Source organism: Sphingomonas zeae (genome assembly GCF_014197135.1).
Lineage (GTDB): Bacteria > Pseudomonadota > Alphaproteobacteria > Sphingomonadales > Sphingomonadaceae > Sphingomonas > Sphingomonas zeae.
Map to the genome: position 1 here is coordinate 244140 of NZ_JACIFA010000004.1, position 18483 is coordinate 262622.

The following is an 18483-nucleotide window of genomic DNA, read 5'->3' on the forward strand; positions in this document are numbered from 1 at the left end:
GAACCCTGCGGCCATCCCCTCCACACTAGGCAAGCGCATTTGGAGAGTTTGAGCATGGCCACGACCGCCGATACCGTGACCCAGGAAAAGGGGCTGACGCTGACGCCGCCCGATCCCGTGCCAACGGTGGCGCCCGCCCAGGCCGCCGGGCTGGTTCCGGTCGACGACAAGACGCGGACCCAGCTGGAGCAAAAGGTCGACGGCTTCGTCGCCGAGCTGATCGCGCAGGACGTGAACAGCCCCGAATTCGGCCGCCGCGTCGATGCGATCACCGCCATGGGGCAGAAGGAAATCCGCGAGGCGGCTGGCCAGTCCAACCGCTTCCTCGATCGTCCGGTCAAGGCGATGGATGGCGAGACGGGCGTGGGCAAGGACCTGACCGAGTTGCGCCGCGTCGTCGAAAGCCTCGATCCCGGCCGCCAGGGCAATCTGTCCGCTCCGCGCAAGCTGCTCGGCATCCTGCCCTTCGGTAACAAGATGCGCGACTATTTCGACGGCTATCGCTCGTCGCAGACCCATATCGCCGCGATCCTGAAAAGCCTGTCCTCCGGCCGCGACGAGCTGTTGATGGACAATGCCGCGATCGATACCGAGCGGGCCAATCTATGGTCCGCGATGGGTCGGCTGGAGCAGATGATCCATCTGTCCAAGGCGATGGACGCCAAGCTGGAGGATGCCGCCAACGAGCTGGATCACACCGATCCCGCCAAGGCCAAGGCGATCCGCGAAACCGCGCTTTTCTATACCCGCCAGCGGACCCAGGATCTGCTGACCCAGATGGCGGTCACGGTGCAGGGCTATCTGGCGCTCGATCTGGTCAAGAAGAACAATGTCGAGCTGGTGAAGGGCGTCGACCGCGCCTCGACCACCACGGTCTCGGCGCTGCGTACCGCCGTCACCGTGGCGCAGGCGCTGGCCAACCAGAAGCTGGTCCTCGACCAGATCACCGCGCTGAACACCACCACCGCCAACATCATCGATTCGACCGGCAAGCTGCTGCGCAGCCAGACCGCGCAGATCCATGAGCAGGCGGCGGCCTCGACCATTCCGCTGGAGACGCTGCAACGCGCCTTCCAGAATATCTACGACACGATGGACGCGATCGACAGCTTCAAGCTGAAGGCGCTCGATTCGATGAAGACCACGGTCACGACGCTGGGCCACGAAGTCGAGAAGTCGAAGGGCTATATCGCCCGTGCCGAGGGGGCGCAGAATCCACAACTGACCAGCGGGTCGGCCGCATCGTCGTTCAAGCTGGAGGCGCTGTAAGCCCGTGACCACCCCCCGCTCGAACGAGGTCGATGCCCAGATCGAGCGTGCGCGCGAAACGATGGCGCGCATCTCGCAGGATTATCGTGGGTCCGCGCAGCAAACGGTCAAGCGGGTGCGGCGACGCGCGCGCTCGGCGATGCAGCGGGTCATCCTGATCGCCATCGCCAACGCCATCATCCTGATCGCGGCGATGGTGACGGGCCTGATCCTGCCCGGCGGGATCGGCATTTTCGGCGCGCTGGCGGCGATGATGCTGATGCTGGCCATCACGCTGGCCATCGCGCTCGCCCCGGCCGCGCGCGCGCCGACCCCCGCCAAACTGGCGCAGGTCGATATCAAGGCGCTGCCCGCCCAGACCGAACGCTGGCTGGAGGCGCAGCGACCGCTGCTGCCCGCGCCCGCCGTACAATTGGTCGACCGGATCGGGCGGCGGCTCGACACGCTCTCGCCGCAACTCGCCGCCGTCGACAATGACACGGCCGAGGCGATGGAGGTCCGCCGCCTGATCGGCGAACAGCTTCCCGCCTTCCTGCGCGATTATGAGCGCGTGCCAGAGCCGCTGCGGCGGGTCGAGCGCAACGGACGCACGCCGGATGCGCAGCTGGTCGACGGTCTCAAGCTGATCGAGCAGGAGATCGGCGACATGACCCAGCGGCTCGCCCAGGCCGATCTCGACAGCCTGTCGACTCGGGGACGCTTCTTGGAAATGAAATATCGCGAGGAAAAGGCGGAATGATGCGACGGGCGGCGGTGGCGTTGATGATGCTCCCCGCCGCCGTGATGGCGCAGGACGGACCGAGCAAGGCGGATTGGGACGCGATCAACGGGTCGCTGAAGCAACTAAAGGATGGCCGCTATCTCGACGCGGCCAATATATTGAAGCCACTGGCCTTCGACGCGGCAGGCAAGCCTAAGCCGGGCATTTTTTACAGCCAGTGGCGCGAAGCGCGGACTCGCATGACGGCCGAGCCTGCTGGCCCCGAACCGCAACCGTCTTACGCGCCAGAGGCCAAGGCCGCCGCCGAGCGCCTGGCCGCCACCACGGCTCGCGATGCGATCGCCGAAATCGTCGCGCGAGCGGCCAGGACCCGCGTGGTCATCCTCAACGAAGATCATGGCCTGCCGCGCGATCGCGCCTTTGCGCTGGAGGTCGCCCGCGCCTTGCGTCCGTTGGGATATTCCGTGCTGGCGGCGGAAACCTTCTGGAATACCGATGATCAGGCGCCGATGGCTCGGTTGGCAAAGGATGGCTATCCGGTCCACAGCTCGGGTCATTATACGCAGGATCCCGTGTTCGGGGATTTCGTGCGGCAGTCGCTGGCCATGGGCTATCGTCCCCTGGCCTATGAACAGACGGAAAGCGGCGGCGGTCTAAGCCGCGCCGACAGCATCGCCCGGCGCGAGGAGGCGCAGTCGAGCAATCTGGCCAAAGTGCTGGCCGCCGCCCCCAAGGCCAGGATGTTCGTCTATGTCGGCCATAGCCATGTCGCCGAGGAGCCGATCGGTGGCTATGGCAATGCCAAGCAAAGCTGGATGGGGGCCTTGCTAAAGGCGAAGACCGGCATCGATCCGTTGACCATCGACCAGGTTACACTGGGGAAAAGGGCCAGCGGCTATAACGGCCTTGCGCGGCGGGCCTTGGCGGCAAAGGCGCCCGGCCGGTCGGTGGTAATGTTCGACGGCGATCGCCCGGTCACGGTCGGCCAATATGCCGATGCGGTCGATCTACAGGTCTATCATCCCGCCACCCGCATGGTGAAGGGCCGCCCGGACTGGCTGGCGGCGATGGGGCGCAAGCCGATGGCGATCCCGGCGGGCTTCGTGCCGCAAAAGGGTGAGCGGCTGGTCCAGGCGTTCGTTGCAAGCGAGAGCGACGATGCGATCCCCGTCGATCAGGTGCTGCTGCGCGCCGGTGACGATGTGCCGTCGCTGATGGTGCCGGGCGACAGGCCGCTGCGGCTGGTGATGCAGGACCCGACGGCATCGCCCGGTGCGGTCGCGGCCAAACCCTGACGGATCGGGGCATAGAGCCCGCTCGCTTCCCCCAAATGAAAAGAGGCTGCCGGGGCGTCATCGCGACGACCCGGCAACCCCTAAACATGGTCAGCGGCCGGAGAGCTCCAGCCCGGGAGACCATGCGGGCCTCATGACATCAGGCGCGACCGTTGATTGGGGGAAAATACCCCCCGACCCGCGCCTATCGATGTCAGAGACCGGCCCCCCGAACGAACTGAACCGACCCCCTTGCTGAACCATGAGACATCGGATCACCTCCTTTCGCTAGTTAAAGCCAATGCGCCCTTTCAAAGTGCGCAACGCCAATGTGCGTAGGCGAAAGCCAATAAACAAGACTTGTAATGCAACGATGTTTGGCCGAGCATCCTGCGCCCGCCAAATGGCGGGAGTCAGCCCCGGCAATCTTCGATCACGCGTCCGATCTCCGCATAGGCGGGGATGACCAGCGGCACCTGTCCGCTCTGCTCGATCGTGAACCGGCCCCGGCTGAACGCCATGGCATCGAGCAGCGAATCACCGACCGGCAGCGACAGCTCTGCGCCGCCCGCGACCGCGTGGGCGGTCAGGCTGCGCGTGGTGCTGGAGGTCCGGATCGTGACCGCTCCCGGAACCGAGGCGGGGCGACCGAGGCGGATCTGGCGGGTGCGCGGATCGCAGGTCATGGTTAGGCGCGTGACGCCGCCCGTGCCGAAGATCGCGACCGACCCTTGCGCGGTGCGCTGATAGCGCCAGTCGCCCGGCGTCAGGGGCCAGTCGCGCCAGTCGCTGCCCAATACGGGGCGCGGCGCGGACGGGGCGGGACGGGGGGCTTGTCGCACCGGTGGTGCAGCCTCGGGGCGCGGGGCGGCGGGGATACAGCCCGACAGGGCGGCGGCCCCGACGATCGGGGCGAGGGAAGCAAGGGACAGGCGACGCATCGCGTCGAGCCTATGGGGGAGGGGGCGCCCTCGCTCAACCCCGCGCTGCGACGGGACGTGCCGATGCGGCGGGCATCGGAACCGCGCCTCGCTCTGGCGGGTTTTGACGGCGATAAACGGAGATTAAGAATGGCCGATCACGATACGCCGACCCTGATCCTGGTCCAGTCCAATGTCTCAGGGACCCTGAAGCTGGAGAGCCGCGACGGCGACATGATCGGCAGCGTCTCTTCTTTCATGGTCCACAAGCGTTCGGGCCGCGCGACCCACGCCGTGCTGGCGCTGGGCGGGTTTCTGGGCATGGGCAAGAGCTTCTATCCCGTGCCGTTCAGCCTGCTCCAATATGATCCGGTGGGCGATCAATATGTGATCACCGTCGACCGCCGCTTGCTGGAAGGCGGCCCGAGCTGGGCGAACCATGCGCCGGTGTTCGATCAGGCCTATGCCGACCGGGTGGCGGGCTATTATGGGGTGGGGACGGAGAATCTGGATTTGGGGTGATTTTTTGAGGGCGGTCCTTGGGGCGATGCCCTCCCCCATCCCCTCCCGCCTGCGGGAGGGGCGTGTCCGTGGAAGTGGTAGGATTCTTTCAGACGTAGAGCCCTGACGGCCGCCCAGTCACGCTCCCCTCCCGCAGGCGGGAGGGGATGGGGGAGGGCAACCGCCAAACAGCCCACCCCCAACGAATCAATTCGCCTTTCGCCCGCTCGCGAACTTCTTGCTCTTGCCGAACCGCGTCTTACGCGTGCCCGGCTTGCCTTCGTTGGAGCGCCCCATGATCGGCGCCTTCTGCTCGTGCACGGGCAGGCCCAGTTCCTCGTTTTCCAGCTGCCGGATCTCATCGCGCAACCGGCCCGCTTCCTCGAATTCGAGGTCGGCGGCGGCCTTGCGCATCTTCTTCTCCAACTCCTCGATATAGGCGCGCAGGTTGTGGCCGACCATGTGCGGACGGTCGTCGTCGATCGGCACCGTCACCTGGTCGCCGCTGGCCACATGCGCGATGATGTCGCCGATCTGGCGGCGGATCGTCTGCGGCGTGATGCCATGCTCGGCATTATAGGCCATCTGCTTTTCGCGACGGCGCGAGGTTTCCAGCATCGCGCGCTCCATCGACCCGGTGATGCGGTCGGCGTACAGGATCACGCGGCCATCGACATTGCGCGCCGCGCGCCCGATCGTCTGGATCAGCGAGGTTTCCGAACGCAGAAAGCCTTCCTTGTCCGCGTCCAGAATCGCGACCAGCCCGCATTCGGGAATGTCCAGGCCCTCGCGTAGCAGGTTGATGCCGATCAGCACGTCATAGACACCCAGCCGCAGATCGCGGATCAGCTCGATACGCTCCAGCGTCTCGACGTCGGAGTGCATGTAGCGGACCTTGATCCCCGCCTCGTGCATATATTCGGTCAGGTCCTCCGCCATCCGCTTGGTCAGCGTGGTGACGAGGGTGCGATAGCCCAGCTCGGTCGTCTTGCGCGCCTCGATGATCAGGTCCTGCACCTGTTCCTCGACCGGTTTGATCTCGACCGGCGGGTCGATCAGGCCGGTGGGGCGGATGACCTGTTCGACGAAGACGCCGCCGGTCTGCTCCATCTCCCAATGGCCGGGGGTGGCCGAGACGCTGACCGTCTGCGGGCGCATCGCGTCCCATTCGTTGAAGCGCAGCGGCCGGTTGTCGATCGCGGAGGGCAGGCGGAAGCCATATTCGGCCAGCGTGATCTTGCGGCGATGGTCGCCGCGCGACATGCCGTTGATCTGGCCGATCGTGACATGGCTTTCGTCGACGAACAGCACCGCATTTTCGGGCAGATATTCGAACAGCGTGGGCGGTGGCTCACCGGGCAGGCGGCCGGTCAGGAAACGGCTGTAATTCTCGATGCCGTTGCATGACCCCGTGGCAGCGATCATCTCCAGGTCGAAATTGGTCCGCTGCTCCAGCCGCTGGCGTTCCAGCAGCTTGCCCTCGATCTCCAACTCCTTGAGCCGTTCGGTAAGCTCGAACTTGATCGCCTCGACCGCCTGCTTCATCGTCGGACCCGGCGTCACATAGTGGCTGTTGGCGTAGATGCGCACCGAATTGAGACTGGCGACCTTCTTGCCGGTCAGCGGATCGAACTCGACGATCTCCTCGATCTCGTCGCCGAAAAAGGACACGCGCCAGGCCGAATCCTCATAATGCGAGGGGAAGATTTCGAGATTGTCGCCCTTCACCCGGAAATTGCCGCGCATGAAGGCGGCATCGTTGCGCTTATACTGAAGCGCGACCAGCTTGCGGATGATCTCGCGCTGGTCGACGCTTTGGCCTTTTTTCAGGTCGAAGATCATCGCCGAATAGGTTTCGACCGACCCGATACCGTAGAGGCAGGACACCGAGGCGACGATGATGACGTCATCGCGCTCGAGCAGCGCACGCGTTGCCGAGTGGCGCATCCGGTCGATCGACTCGTTGATCGAGCTTTCCTTCTCGATATAGGTGTCGGACCGGGGCACATAGGCCTCGGGCTGGTAATAGTCGTAATAGCTGACGAAATATTCGACCGCGTTGTTGGGGAAGAAACTCTTGAACTCCCCATAGAGCTGCGCCGCCAGGATCTTGTTGGGCGCGAGGATCAGCGCGGGGCGCTGCAATTCCTCGATCACCTTGGCCATGGTGAAGGTCTTGCCCGATCCTGTGACGCCTAGCAGCACCTGATCCTTGTCGCCGGCGCGCGCGGCGGCGGCGAGTTCGGCGATGGCGGCGGGCTGGTCGCCGCTGGCGGTGTAATCCGTGACAAGTTCGAAGCGCTTGCCGCCTTCGGCCTTTTCCGGGCGCGACGGGCGGTGAGGAACGAAGCTGACCCCGGTTTCGGGCTCGTCTAGGGTGGTACGGATCTGGATCGCCATGCCGGGAATATGGGTCCGGTTGCGCTTTTGTTCCAGTGGTTGCGATCTTGTGGCGTGGGCTTCGCTTATCGCAAAGCCCGAACCCGCGCCGTATCGAGGCAAGCCCGCATCGCCGCATCGCCGGTCCGTGGTGCGCCTCCAGCCCGGAAAGGGCCGACCTCCACCGGCTCGCCCAGCCGAACCGCCATAAACCGGCCCGGCGCGCGGGAACAGCGCATCGCCGCGTCGAGCAGCTTGGGCGGCGTGTCATAGCCCTCATAGGACAGCCGGAACGTACCCCAATGGATGGGGATCGCGGTCGATGCGCCCAGCCGCTCGAAAATCTGTACCGCTTGCGGCGGGCCGATATGGCTGCCCGACGCCATCTGGCCCGGAACGAAGCGGAATGCGCCGATCGGCAGCAGCGCCAGCCGCACCGGGCCGAGTTTCGCTGCTTCCCCCGGCCAGCGCCCGTCGCCCATGCCGGTATCGCCCGCGAAAAAGACATTGCCCCCCGGCAAGCGCACCACGAAGCTGGACCATAAGGCCCGGTTGCGATCGGCAAACCAGCGGCTGCCCCAGTGATGGTTGCGCGTGACGGCCACCGAAACGCCCGGCCGGATCGCCTTTTCCCGCCCCCAATCGAGTGCCGTGGCGGGGACGCCGACCTGATCGATGACGCTGTCATTGCCCAGGCTGGTGATGATCAACGGCCGGTCCCGCCGCCACAGTCGCTGGAGCGTCGTCTGGTCGAGATGGTCGTAATGATTGTGGCTGACCAGCACGACATCGATCCGGGGCAGGTCGTCAAAGGCAATTCCGGGTATCGCCACCCGCTTCGGGCCGAAGCCGAACGGCCCCGCACGCTCGGCATAGACGGGATCGGTCAGGATGTTCAGCCCCTGGGTCTGTATCAACACCGTCGCATGGCCGATCCAGGTCGCGACCATTCGCTGGCCCGTAACCCGTGCCTCGGGTTTGGATGGGTGGACCGGCACGGCATGGGGCCAGTCGGGGCGGCCGTCATCGCCGGTGAGCTGCCGCCACAGAAAACCGCCACGCCCGCCGCGTGTCGGCATCCTCAGGGTATCGGCATCGCCATCCGGGTTGAAGAAGCGCTCGCCATCATAATGGCCGGTTTCCGGCCCCACATAATAAAGCCGGTCGAGATAATGCGGGACGATCGTCGCGGTCAGGCCGAGCAGGATGAGGATCAGCGCCAGCCCCTTGGCGATCCGGCCGACGCGTTTCATGTTTCAGCCTTCAAGCGCCGGACGATAGGCAAAGCCCGGTCAAAAAAGCGCATCGCAAAGCTCCTGACATTCAGCGTCGACCGCGCGCGATGCGGGCCTGCCAAAGCATAAGAAGCGGCACGACCCCCAGTTCCATGACCAGCCCCAACCGATGCCCGGCGGAGGGCGCGCCGATCGTTGCCCAGGACAATGCGCGCGCCAGTCCACCCGCCACCACCAGCAATCCCAGCAATCGGAACCGCGCGCCCTTGCGCTCGATGCCGGGCACGCAGGTCGTAAAGGCCAGGCCCAGCGCAAAGAAGATGCCGGAGACATAGCGGAACTGGCTGTCCAGATCGGTCGGGATCGACGGCGCATGACCCAGCCACCCGGGGCCGCGCACGATGCTGATCCCGCCGATGGTCAGCGGCACCAGACAGGCGATGGCGACCACGACCTGCAAGGCACGCCGCTCGACCCGGATATCGCTCAATCCAGGATTTCCTTGCGGACATGGATCGCGCGCAGTGAAATGCGAACCTCGACCATGAACGCGATCAGGCACAGGGTCAGCAGGCTGACCGAAAGGATGAAGGCGAGCGCGATCCAGGTGCCGATAGCGAATTTGCCGATATTGGCGATGAACAGCACCGCGATGACGATACAGGCCATCACCGCGCTCGACACCGCCAGGAACAGCGCCGCGTTGATGATCGACATCCGCCGGTCGAGCAACCGCAGCTCCCATTTGTGGCGCAACAGGTCGGGACCGTCGTCGATCTTGTGGATCATCATTTCCAGCCCGCGCGCCCGGTCGATCACCCGCGCCAGCCGCCCGGCCAGCACGTTCAGCAACTGCCCGATCGCGGCGAGCAGGAAGACGGGCGCCAGCGACAGCTGGATGGTCTGGGCGATGGTGGCAACGGCTGGCAAGATGGGCATCGCCTGAAATGGTGGCGCGTCGGGCTGCACGGAGCAAGGGGGAAAGGAATCAATGATCCTCCCCGGCACGGGGAGGGGGACCACCCGCAGGGTGGTGGAGGGGGCGTGCTGTCGAGCCAGTCCCTTGCCGAAGCCCCCCTCCGTCAGCCCTGCGGCCTGCCACCTCCCCGCGAGCGGGGAGGATCATACCGGCGCGGCGTCGGCCCCCGCGCCGTAGTGATGCCAGGTGAAGATGGCGAGCGCGCTACGGTGCGGACGAAACGCCTCGGCGAGTTCGCGGACCAATTTTTCCGAAGGCCGGGCGTCGTGACCCAGGATGCGCCCCATCTCGATCTGCACGGCCAGGTCGCCCGCCGGCCAGATGTCGGTCCGCCCTTCGGCGAACAGCAGATAGACCTCCGCCGACCAGCGGCCGATTCCCTTCACCCGGACGAGCTGCGCGATTGCTTCCTCGTCATCTTGCGGAAGCTCGGCCAGGTTCAGGCGGCCGCTCGTCACCTCTTCGGCCAGACTGCGCAGATAGCCCGCCTTTTGCCGCGATATGCCTGCGCCACGCAGTTCCTCGTCGCTGACGCCGTGCATCCGTGTCGGATCAGTCGCATCGCCCAGCAAGGCGTTCAGCCGCCGCCAATGCGCATCGGCCGACGCGACTGACACCTGCTGGCCCAATATGGTCCGGACCAGCGTCGCATAGCCCCGCGCGCGGATGCGGGGGGCGGGATAGCCGATCCGCCCCAGCGCGGCGGCAATGGCAGGCTCCATGGCCGCGAGTGCATCCATGCTTTCGCGAATCTGTTCGGCGCTTAGCCCCATGATGCTTGATCCGCGCGTTCAGGCCCGGCAGAGCCGCTGCCGACAAGGAGAATGGACATGCCCAAGCTTATCGTCGTGACCCGCGACGGGGAAGAACGCGAAATCGACGGCGAGGCCGGTCTGTCGGTGATGGAGGTCATCCGCGACGCCGGTGTCGACGAACTGCTGGCGCTGTGCGGCGGATGCTGCAGCTGCGCGACCTGCCATGTGCATGTCGACCCGGCCTTTGCCGACACGCTGCCCGCGATCGGGCCGGATGAGGACGACCTACTCGATTCGACCGGTGATCGGGATTCGACTTCGCGCCTGTCCTGCCAGCTGCCTTTTGGTGAAGCGCAGGACGGGATGCGGGTGCGGATCGCAGCGGAGGACTGACAGCGCATTGCGTCGGAACGTCGGAGGCGGGGTTATGGCCCCGCCTTTTTTATGCGCACAGAGGCGCGGAGGACGCAGAGGCGGCGTCCTGTTTGGCGACGTTCCAGCTTATCTAAGAGATTGTGTTCGCGCGGAGACGCGGAGGCGCGGAGATGTGTCGCGCGGCGCGACCGAAGCCTGCCATCATGACCGGCAGACTTTGCGGCGGCCCGAGAGGATAGAGAGGCCTTGCGGCCAGACACATCATCTCCGCGTCTCCGCGCCTCCGCGCGAACCTTCATCCCGTGGCCTTCGACTTCGCTCAGGCTGAACGGAGGAGGGGGATGGGGGCCGCGCGTACCGACAGCCGTTCACGCTGAGCGAAGTCGAAGCGCACGCCCCGCCCTTCGCCATGTGCAAAAAGGCGGCAGGGACAGCCCCCGCCGCCCAACACATCACCGCGCCGCCACCGCGTACAGCGCGATCGCCGCCGCGTTGGAGACGTTCAGGCTCTCCACCTTCGGGCTGATCGGCAGCTTGGCGAGTTCGTCGCAATGCGCCTCGGTATTCTGGCGCATGCCTTCGCCCTCGGCGCCCAGCACGATGGCGATGCGCTGCGTGCCCATCGCCTCGGCCAGCGTCTGGTTGGCGTGGCCGGTCAGGCCGATGCGCCAGAAGCCTGCTTCGGCGATCTCGTCGAGCGCACGGGCCAAGTTCACCACGCGAATCCACGGCACCGTCTCCAGCGCACCGCTCGCCGACCGCGCGACCGTGCCTGATTCGGGCGGCGCGTGGCGATCCTGGGTCACGATACCCAGCGCGTCGAACGCGGCGGCCGAGCGCAGGATCGCGCCGACATTGTGCGGGTCGGTCACCTGGTCGAGCACGACGAGCGGCCGCTGATCGTCCTGCCCTTCGTGCAGCAGGTCGCCCAGCCACATATCCTCCAGCGGATCGACCTCGGCCACCAGGCCCTGATGCGGCGCATCAGCGGGCACCAGGCGGCCCAGGTCCGCCGCATCGGCATAGGTGATCGGCACCACCGGCGGCAGGTCGAGCGCGGCCAGCGCCTCGCGCGTGCCCCAGATCTTGCGCACGGTGCGGTTCGGGTTGGCAAGCGCCGCCGTCACCGCATGCCGCCCCCAGAAGCGGGGGCGGTTGGATGAAGCCTGGCTGGGGCGATGTCCTCGGCGTGCCATCAGTCGTCGGTATCCGTAAAGCTAAAGGGATTGGTCGCCGCCGGCTGGGTCGGAACCGGCGGGCGCGGCAACGCCTTGTCCGCATTCGCCGCCGCGAGCAAGACCCCGGCGAGGACGACCGAAGCCTGACGCATGTCGTCCCCCTTCAGATGGTCGAAGGTATCGGCCGAGCTGTGATGGGTCCGGCTGCCATAATCCAGCGGGTCCTGGATGAACTGGAAACCCTGCACGCCGACCGCTTGCATGAAGACATGGTCGGTTCCGCCGGTCGTCCGCTGCACCACATTGCCCGCCCCCATCGAGGCATAGGGCGACAGCCATTCCTTCAGCATCGGCACCGCCGCCGGGTTGTTCTCGGCATAGATCCCGCGCAGCTTGCCCGAGCCATTGTCGATGTTGAAATAGGCCGCGAGGTCGCCGTAACCGGGCTTGGGCGTGATCGGCCAGCGATTGGTCCAGCCATAATAGCGCTTCAGGCCGGTCTGCGGCGCGTCGCCGGGGCGGCCGCGCGTCGCCAGATGCTGCTCGACATAGGCCATGGAGCCCAGAATGCCCTGCTCCTCGCCCGACCAGAGCGCGAAGCGGATGGTACGCCGAGGCCGCTGGCCGGTGGCGGCCAGGATACGCGCCGCCTCCATCACCATCGCGCTGCCCGCCGCATTGTCGGCCGCGCCGTCGCCCGCGACCCAGCTGTCGAGATGCGCGCCCGCCATCACATAGCCCGCCTTGGGATCGGTGCCGGGGATTTCGGCGATAATGTTGTAAGCGTTGACGTCGCTGTCGTCATAGCGGACGTCGCTCAGCACCTCGATCGTCGGCGCGGGGCCGATCTTGGTCAGACGTGCAAGCCGGCGATAATCCTCGGCCGCCAGCTCGATACCGGGCACCACGGGTGTCTCGCCCCGCCCGAACAGATAGCCCTCGCCGTGGACCAGCTTGCCGTCGCGATAACTCTGGGTGACGTAAGCGACCGCGCCCTCGGCCTTCAGGAAGGCGTCGAGCTTCTGCGCGAAGTCGAGCCGCTTCAGCCGGCGGTCGGCGCTGTCGGGATCATGCTCGGGCTGGACGTACAGGTCGAGTTTGGTGATGTCCTCGCCGGTCAGGCGGCGGAAGGGCGCGGACCCGGGCTCGTCACCCGTGCCCGGCAGCGACACCATCACGATCTTGCCGCGCAGCTGGCCCCGCCATTTGTCGAAGTCCCGCTCGCGCTTCATGGGCGCGACGATCACGGGGGCGGTCACCGCGCCGTTGGTGCCGGGCGTCCAGGCGATCGGGATCGCCGTCAGTTGCAGAGGGCGGGGCGACACCATGCGCACGCTCGCCCGCTCGATCGACCAGCCACGCCCAAAGGCGAAGCCCTCCTTATGGACGTTCTTCAGGCCCCATTTGGCGAACTGCTCGGCGGTCCAGCCCTCTGCGGCGCGCATGGCGGGACTGTTGGTCATGCGCGGACCGATCACATCGGTCAGATGCTCGGCGGTCTGCATCACCTGGCTGTGATTCATCCCCTCGTCGATGATGCGATTGGCGGCGCCCCGATCCTGCGCGGATGCGCCGGCGGCAGGCAAAAGGGCGACAGCCGCGACGGCGGCAAGCAAGTGTGTGCGCATGATATTCGAGAACCCCCGGGAAATTCTGCTATGAGGCAGAGGCTATGTCCCGATCACGGGACATGCAAGCAACCCGATCAGCCATGCCGTGCGGAAAACGCATAAAACGGCGTTGACAGCCGCGTTCGGCTTCGGCATTGGGCGCGCCTCGCTCCGATGGAGTGACACCCCGGAAGGGTGGCCGAGTGGTTAAAGGCAGCAGACTGTAAATCTGCCCGCGTGAGCGTACACTGGTTCGAATCCAGTCCCTTCCACCATCCCCGCCGATCGGCTAGGGTCGAGAAGCGGCGCTGGACTTGAGCGGGTATAGCACAATGGTAGTGCAGCAGCCTTCCAAGCTGAATACACGGGTTCGATTCCCGTTACCCGCTCCATCCATATCCGGTTCTTCCCCGAAAGATTTTCGTTGTCGCGCTTGACCCTCGCGGCAAACCGCGCCACGCGGCTCTCGTTTTAAGAATAAAAGAGAGTTCGCGTAATGGCATCGGTCAATTTCGACATCCCCCACGACCTGGGTCATGCCGAAGCGCGGCGGCGGATCGAGCAGGGGCTTCCCAAGCTGGAGGCGCATATCCCCGGGGGCGGTCAGGTGACGTCCGAATGGCCCGCCGAGGACCGGCTGATCCTGACCATCATCGCCATGAGCCAGACGGTGAAGGCCGATATGGAGATCGCCGACGACGCGCTGCGCGGCACGGTGACGATCCCGATGATGTTGTCGATGATGGCGGGGCCGATCAGCGATTTCGTGAAGACCAGCGCGGAAAAGATGCTCGCCAAGGCCTAATTCCCTTTTCGACCCGACACGGGGGGCAAAGGGATCGCCGGGATGCGGCCAAAACGCCCTATCGCTCCAGGCTAAGGGCGATTCCGATGGGACAGGTGCCGGGTCGCGACGCCGACCAGCACCGCCGTCGACAGCAGAATGGACGAGACGAGGCCGCCGATGGCGAGCAGGCCGCCGCTCGTGACCCGCAGATGGGCGCGCATGTCGAGGGCGCGCCCGGCGGAGACGCGAAGCATCGCCTTTTGAGAGACGGGATGGGGGCGGGGCGAATGTAAAGCCATGTCGCTCCAACGCGCCGGTCGTCCAGCGGTTCAGCGGACGATCGGAACGGCCCGTCACCTGGCGGCCGATGGTCACGCGGTGTCGCGGCCCAGCCTGGCGTTGGCGGTTGAGGCCCGGATAGGCGCGCAAGTCGGTCTCGTGACGCCACGAGGACTGGCATCCCTGTCCAAGCGCCCTTAAGTCCGTTCATATGCTGACCCCCGAACAAGCCCGCGACCGGGCCGCCGATATCGTCGCCCGTGCCCGCGCCGCCGGAGCCGATGCCGCCGACGCGATCTTTGCCGCCGATGCCGCGCTGGAAGTATCCGTTCGTCTCGGTGCGCTGGAGGATGTCGGCCGGTCCGAGAGCGAGGAACTGGGCCTTCGCGTCTTCGTCGGGCGGCGTTCGGCCAGCGTGTCGACCTCGGACCTGTCCGGCGACGCGATGGACCGGACGGTCGAGCGCGCCGTAGCCATGGCACGCGAGGCGCCCGAGGATCGCTGGGCGGGCCTCGCGCCCGAGGAACGGCTGCTGCACGGCGCACCGCCCATGCTCGACCTGGATGATGGCGGCGAGGTCGCGCCAGAGTCGCTCCGTGCCGCCGCGCTCGAAGCCGAAGAGGCTGCGCGCGCCGTGGCGGGCGTGACCAATTCCGAAGGGGCGGGCGCGTCGGCCTCGCGCGTCGTCTCGGCGCTGGCGACCAGCCATGGCTTCGCGGCGGGCTATGCCGCCACCGGCTACGGTCTGTCCGTCAGCGTGGTTGCAGGCGAGGGCGCAGGCATGCAGCGCGACTACGCCCATCACGGCGCGCGCCTGCGCCGCCTGCTGGAAAGCCCCGAGGCGATCGGCGCCCGCGCGGGTGAACGGACGGTCGCGCGGCTCCATCCGGGTAAGCTGGTGAGCGGCGCGATGCCGGTCGTCTATGACCCCCGTGTCGGATCGTCGCTGGTCGGGCATCTCGTTTCGGCGATCGCGGGGGCGGCGATCACGCGCCGGACCAGCTTCCTGCTCGATCGGCTGGGGGAGCAGGTGATGGCGGCCGGCATCCGGATCGAGGACGATCCCCACCGCCCGCACGGCCTGCGCTCACGCCCCTTTGACGGCGAGGGGCTGGCGGTGTCGCCGACCGCGATCGTCGAGGACGGGGTGCTGGAAACCTGGCTGCTCGATTCCGCCTCGGCCCGGCAATTGGGACTGGAGCCCACCGGCCATGCTGCGCGCGGCACCAGCGGCGCGCCGGGCGTGTCGACCAGCAACCTATATATGGCGGCGGGGCGCGTGCCGGTCGACACGCTGATCGCCGATATTGTCGACGGCGTGTATGTCACCGAGTTGATCGGCAGCGGTGTGAACCCCGTCACCGGCGACTATAGCCGCGGCGCGGCGGGCTTTCGCATCGTGAACGGACGGATCGCAGAGCCGGTTGCGGAGTTCACTGTGGCAGGCAATCTGAAGGATATGTTCCTCGGCATGACCCCGGCCAATGATCTGGAGTTCCGCTATGGCGTGAATGTGCCGACGCTGCGCATCGATGGAATGACGGTTGCCGGCGGCTGACCCGATCCCGCCAGACCTGATTCCTGCAATCGTGGCGGCGGTGCGTGAGGCGGCGGCGATGGCGTTGGCCCGTTGGCGTACCGATTTTCACCGATGGGAAAAGACCCCGGGCAGCCCGGTGTGCGAGGTCGATCTGGATGTCGACCGGATGCTGTACGCGCGGCTCCACGCGCTGATCCCCGATGCGGGCTGGTTGTCGGAGGAGACGGCAGACAAGCCCGACCGGCTGGCGGCCCGGCGCGTCTGGGTGGTCGACCCGATCGACGGGACGCGCGACTATATTCGCGGGCGGGAGGGCTGGGCGGTCTCCGTCGCGCTGGTCGAGGATGGTCGGCCCGTGGTCGGGATGCTGGCCGCGCCCGCCCGCGGCGAGTTGTGGCTGGCGCGGGCGGGGCACGGCGCGACCCGCAATGGTAGCCCGCTGAGCGCGGGCTATTGCCGCCAGATGCCGGGCGCGCGCGTGCCGGTCGATGCCTTGCCCAAGGCCGACCGCGATCTGGTCGCCGTGTTCAAGCCCAACTCGATCGCGCTGCGCATTGCCATGGTCGCCGCCGACGAGGCCGATCTGGTCGCGACCTTACGCTGGGGCAATGAGTGGGACATCGCCGCCGCCGCCCTGATCGCATCGGAAGCCGGGGCAGGGGTCGCCGATGCGCTGGGCCAGCCGCTGCTCTTCAACAAGCCCGATCCCCGCGCCTTTGGCGTGCTGGTGACGGCGCGCGGGCTTCAGGATGCGGCGGTCGAGCGGCTCGCGCCGCGTGCCCGCGAGGTTATCGTCCCCGTCACGCGCTGAGCATCTGCTCCACCCATTCGGGCACGCGCCGCCCCGCCGGGCCGAGGCGGCTTTCGTCGAACCAGCCGCTGCCCTCCGACCGATCGAGATTGAGCTCCAGTGTCCGCGCGCCATGGGCGCTTGCCATCCGCACGAACCCCGCCGCCGGATAAACCGCGCCCGAGGTGCCGATCGACACGAACAGGTCGGCCTCGGAAAGCGCTGCCTCGATCCGGTCCATATGATAGGGGATCTCGCCGAAGAACACGATGTCGGGCCGCATGCGCGGTGCGGCGCAGGCGGGGCAGGGCGTGCCGGGCGGCAAATCGCCCTGCCAGTCGAACCGCTCTCCACAGGCCGCGCACAGCGCCCGCTTCAGCGCGCCATGCATATGCAGCATCCGCGTCGCGCCCGCCCGCTCGTGCAGGTCGTCGACATTCTGTGTGACGATCAGCAAGTCGCCCGGCCACTCGCGGTCCAGCCGCGCCAGCGCCTCATGCGCCGCATTGGGCGCGACCCCGGACAGCGCTGCCCGCCGTAGGTCGTAGAAACGGTGAACCAGCTCAGGATCGGCGGCCAGCGCTTCGGGCGTGCAGACATCCTCGACCCGGTGCCCCTCCCACAGCCCGCCGGGGCCACGAAAGGTGGCGATACCGGATTCTGCGGAGATGCCTGCGCCGGTGAGGATGACGATGTTGCGGACGGGATGCATGGTGGTGAGGATAGGCTGTGTCTGCTTTGTCGGGAATGGGGAGAAGCGGACGTTTCGCTTGGGCGGCTAGCATTCCCGATGGCTCGTGGGCTGGCCCTTGTCTTGACCGGACGGATTCGCGCCTAAGATGGAGGCTCGGGGCTATCCCCTGTGCATAGGCTTATGTCCGTGTCCGAGATCATCACCGACGCGGCCGCCACCCCAAACCGCCGCGCCGCAGCCCGGCAAGGTGGTGACGCATCCCGATAAGCTGCGACCCATTCCGATAGGGACACAACTTGATATCCGACGACCAGATCAACGTCAGAAAGTGGCACAGCGATGGCCCCGGAGCCTCCCGCCGGCCGTTGAACGGGGCGTATCGCAGCCGGTTTCCCTCGACCGCAACCTGTGTAATGGAGCCGCTCATGACGACCCGCATCCTCCTGTCGCCCAAGGCCTCCGCATGACCGCTATCGGCATCTATGGCAGCGCCGGTCGCATGGGCCGCGCCATTGCCGACCTGATCGAGGGTGAGGGTGCGACCCTGGCGGGGGGGTGCGATTCGCACGATGATCCGGTCGCGTTGGCCGAGACTGCCGACGTGCTGGTCGACTTCTCGATCGCGGGGGCGCTCGACGCGCATCTGGCGGCCGCCCGCGCGGCGCGGACCCCCATCGTGATCGGCACCACCGGCCTTTCCCCGGTGCAGCACGCGGCCATCGACGCCGCCGCGACCGAGATCGCGGTGCTTCAGACCGGCAACACCTCGCTCGGCATCACGCTGCTCGCCAATCTGGTGCGCGAGGCGGCTGCTCGGCTGGGCACCGATTGGGATATCGAAATCACCGAGATGCATCACCGGCACAAGGTCGATGCGCCCTCGGGCACCGCGCTGCTGCTGGGCGAGGCGGCGGCGGCGGGGCGGGGGCATAGCCTGTCCGAGCTGCGTGTCGATGGCCGCGCGGGATTGGTCGGCGCGCGGACCGAGGGGACGATCGGCATGGCGGCGCTGCGCGGTGGATCGGTGATCGGCGACCATGAGGTGATCTTCGCGGGCGAGGGCGAGCGGGTGACGCTGGGTCATTTCGCGCAGGACCGCACCATTTTCGCACGTGGCGCTGTGCGCGCCGCGCTGTGGCTCGCGGGGCAGGCGCCGGGGCGCTATCGCATGGGCGACGTGCTGGGTCTGTAAGGGGC

General features: G+C 66.7%; 19 protein-coding genes and 2 tRNA genes. 11 read left to right on the top strand and 10 right to left on the bottom strand.

Going from position 1 to position 18483, the window contains the following annotated elements; all coding sequences use genetic code 11:
• The first annotated feature begins 54 nt into the window (after positions 1 to 54).
• Genes GGR45_RS08205 through GGR45_RS08215 form a run of 3 tightly spaced genes read left to right on the top strand, consistent with a single transcriptional unit; the run spans position 55 to position 3285 of the window.
• Complete coding sequence (locus GGR45_RS08205; protein ID WP_175311584.1) at positions 55 to 1269, top strand: toxic anion resistance protein; 1215 nt, start codon at positions 55 to 57, stop codon at positions 1267 to 1269.
• 4 nt (positions 1270 to 1273) lie between these two features.
• Complete coding sequence (locus tag GGR45_RS08210) at positions 1274 to 2008, top strand: hypothetical protein (protein ID WP_175311583.1); 735 nt, start codon at positions 1274 to 1276, stop codon at positions 2006 to 2008.
• Complete coding sequence (locus GGR45_RS08215; RefSeq protein ID WP_175311582.1) at positions 2005 to 3285, top strand: hypothetical protein; 1281 nt, start codon at positions 2005 to 2007, stop codon at positions 3283 to 3285. The genes GGR45_RS08210 and GGR45_RS08215 overlap by 4 nt, the downstream gene beginning before the upstream one ends.
• 392 nt (positions 3286 to 3677) lie before the next feature.
• On the opposite strand, the gene GGR45_RS08220 is transcribed toward GGR45_RS08215, so the two are convergent.
• Complete coding sequence (locus tag GGR45_RS08220) at positions 3678 to 4205, bottom strand: hypothetical protein (RefSeq protein WP_175311581.1); 528 nt, start codon at positions 4203 to 4205, stop codon at positions 3678 to 3680.
• 129 nt (positions 4206 to 4334) lie between these two features.
• Between GGR45_RS08220 and GGR45_RS08225 the strand changes: the two genes are divergently transcribed.
• Positions 4335 to 4706 (top strand): PRC-barrel domain-containing protein, encoded by a 372-nt coding sequence (locus tag GGR45_RS08225; protein WP_175311580.1) that lies wholly within the window; start codon positions 4335 to 4337, stop codon positions 4704 to 4706.
• A 186-nt stretch (positions 4707 to 4892) separates the two neighbouring features.
• Here the strand turns inward: GGR45_RS08225 and uvrB are convergent, their stop codons facing one another.
• The 5 genes from uvrB to GGR45_RS08250 form a co-directional block, all read right to left on the bottom strand.
• Positions 4893 to 7085: an excinuclease ABC subunit UvrB gene (uvrB, locus tag GGR45_RS08230; protein WP_175311579.1), complete on the bottom strand. Its 2193-nt coding sequence runs from the start codon at positions 7083 to 7085 to the stop codon at positions 4893 to 4895.
• Between the two features lie 65 nt (positions 7086 to 7150).
• The gene (locus GGR45_RS08235) at positions 7151 to 8317 is read right to left on the bottom strand and encodes an MBL fold metallo-hydrolase (protein WP_175311578.1); all 1167 of its coding nucleotides are present in this window, start codon (positions 8315 to 8317) and stop codon (positions 7151 to 7153) included.
• 70 nt (positions 8318 to 8387) lie between these two features.
• A complete protein-coding gene (locus GGR45_RS08240; protein WP_217497967.1) occupies positions 8388 to 8789 on the bottom strand; it encodes a DUF4345 domain-containing protein in 402 nt (133 codons plus the stop codon).
• The gene (locus tag GGR45_RS08245; RefSeq protein ID WP_175311577.1) at positions 8786 to 9238 is read right to left on the bottom strand and encodes a DUF2721 domain-containing protein; all 453 of its coding nucleotides are present in this window, start codon (positions 9236 to 9238) and stop codon (positions 8786 to 8788) included. The genes GGR45_RS08240 and GGR45_RS08245 overlap by 4 nt, the downstream gene beginning before the upstream one ends.
• A gap of 183 nt (positions 9239 to 9421) precedes the next feature.
• On the bottom strand, positions 9422 to 10051 hold the full coding sequence (locus GGR45_RS08250; RefSeq protein ID WP_175311576.1) for a DNA-3-methyladenine glycosylase family protein: 630 nt from the start codon (positions 10049 to 10051) through the stop codon (positions 9422 to 9424).
• A 57-nt stretch (positions 10052 to 10108) separates the two neighbouring features.
• On the opposite strand from GGR45_RS08250, the gene GGR45_RS08255 reads away from it, so the two are divergent.
• Complete coding sequence (locus tag GGR45_RS08255) at positions 10109 to 10426, top strand: 2Fe-2S iron-sulfur cluster-binding protein (RefSeq protein WP_175311575.1); 318 nt, start codon at positions 10109 to 10111, stop codon at positions 10424 to 10426.
• 434 nt (positions 10427 to 10860) lie between these two features.
• Here GGR45_RS08255 and rlmB read toward each other — a convergent pair whose 3' ends face one another.
• On the bottom strand, positions 10861 to 11604 hold the full coding sequence (gene rlmB, locus GGR45_RS08260) for a 23S rRNA (guanosine(2251)-2'-O)-methyltransferase RlmB (protein WP_175311574.1): 744 nt from the start codon (positions 11602 to 11604) through the stop codon (positions 10861 to 10863).
• On the bottom strand, positions 11604 to 13214 hold the full coding sequence (locus GGR45_RS08265) for a M20/M25/M40 family metallo-hydrolase (RefSeq protein ID WP_175311573.1): 1611 nt from the start codon (positions 13212 to 13214) through the stop codon (positions 11604 to 11606). The genes rlmB and GGR45_RS08265 overlap by 1 nt, the downstream gene beginning before the upstream one ends.
• 171 nt (positions 13215 to 13385) lie before the next feature.
• Between GGR45_RS08265 and GGR45_RS08270 the strand changes: the two genes are divergently transcribed.
• The 3 genes from GGR45_RS08270 (at position 13386) to GGR45_RS08280 (ending at position 14001) form a co-directional block, all read left to right on the top strand.
• Positions 13386 to 13471 (top strand) — tRNA-Tyr (locus GGR45_RS08270).
• 43 nt (positions 13472 to 13514) lie between these two features.
• A tRNA-Gly gene (locus GGR45_RS08275) sits at positions 13515 to 13588 on the top strand.
• A 104-nt stretch (positions 13589 to 13692) separates the two neighbouring features.
• Positions 13693 to 14001 carry a polyhydroxyalkanoic acid system family protein gene (locus GGR45_RS08280; protein WP_175311572.1) on the top strand — a complete coding sequence of 103 codons (309 nt, stop codon included), beginning with the start codon at positions 13693 to 13695 and terminating at the stop codon, positions 13999 to 14001.
• A 71-nt stretch (positions 14002 to 14072) separates the two neighbouring features.
• Here GGR45_RS08280 and GGR45_RS08285 read toward each other — a convergent pair whose 3' ends face one another.
• On the bottom strand, positions 14073 to 14237 hold the full coding sequence (locus tag GGR45_RS08285) for a hypothetical protein (RefSeq protein ID WP_175311571.1): 165 nt from the start codon (positions 14235 to 14237) through the stop codon (positions 14073 to 14075).
• A 236-nt stretch (positions 14238 to 14473) separates the two neighbouring features.
• On the opposite strand from GGR45_RS08285, the gene GGR45_RS08290 reads away from it, so the two are divergent.
• Entirely contained in the window at positions 14474 to 15820 is a 1347-nt protein-coding gene (locus GGR45_RS08290) for a TldD/PmbA family protein (RefSeq protein WP_175311570.1), read from the top strand.
• Positions 15807 to 16613, top strand: a complete 807-nt coding sequence (locus tag GGR45_RS08295; RefSeq protein WP_217497966.1) for a 3'(2'),5'-bisphosphate nucleotidase CysQ — start codon at positions 15807 to 15809, stop codon at positions 16611 to 16613. Before GGR45_RS08290 ends, GGR45_RS08295 begins: the two co-directional genes overlap by 14 nt.
• Here GGR45_RS08295 and GGR45_RS08300 read toward each other — a convergent pair.
• Entirely contained in the window at positions 16603 to 17304 is a 702-nt protein-coding gene (locus GGR45_RS08300) for an NAD-dependent deacylase (RefSeq protein ID WP_175311569.1), read from the bottom strand. The genes GGR45_RS08295 and GGR45_RS08300 overlap by 11 nt on opposite strands.
• A 445-nt stretch (positions 17305 to 17749) precedes the next feature.
• Here GGR45_RS08300 and dapB point away from each other — a divergent pair, with 445 nt between their 5' ends.
• Positions 17750 to 18478, top strand: a complete 729-nt coding sequence (gene dapB / locus GGR45_RS08305) for a 4-hydroxy-tetrahydrodipicolinate reductase (protein WP_175311568.1) — start codon at positions 17750 to 17752, stop codon at positions 18476 to 18478.
• Positions 18479 to 18483 lie beyond the last annotated feature (5 nt).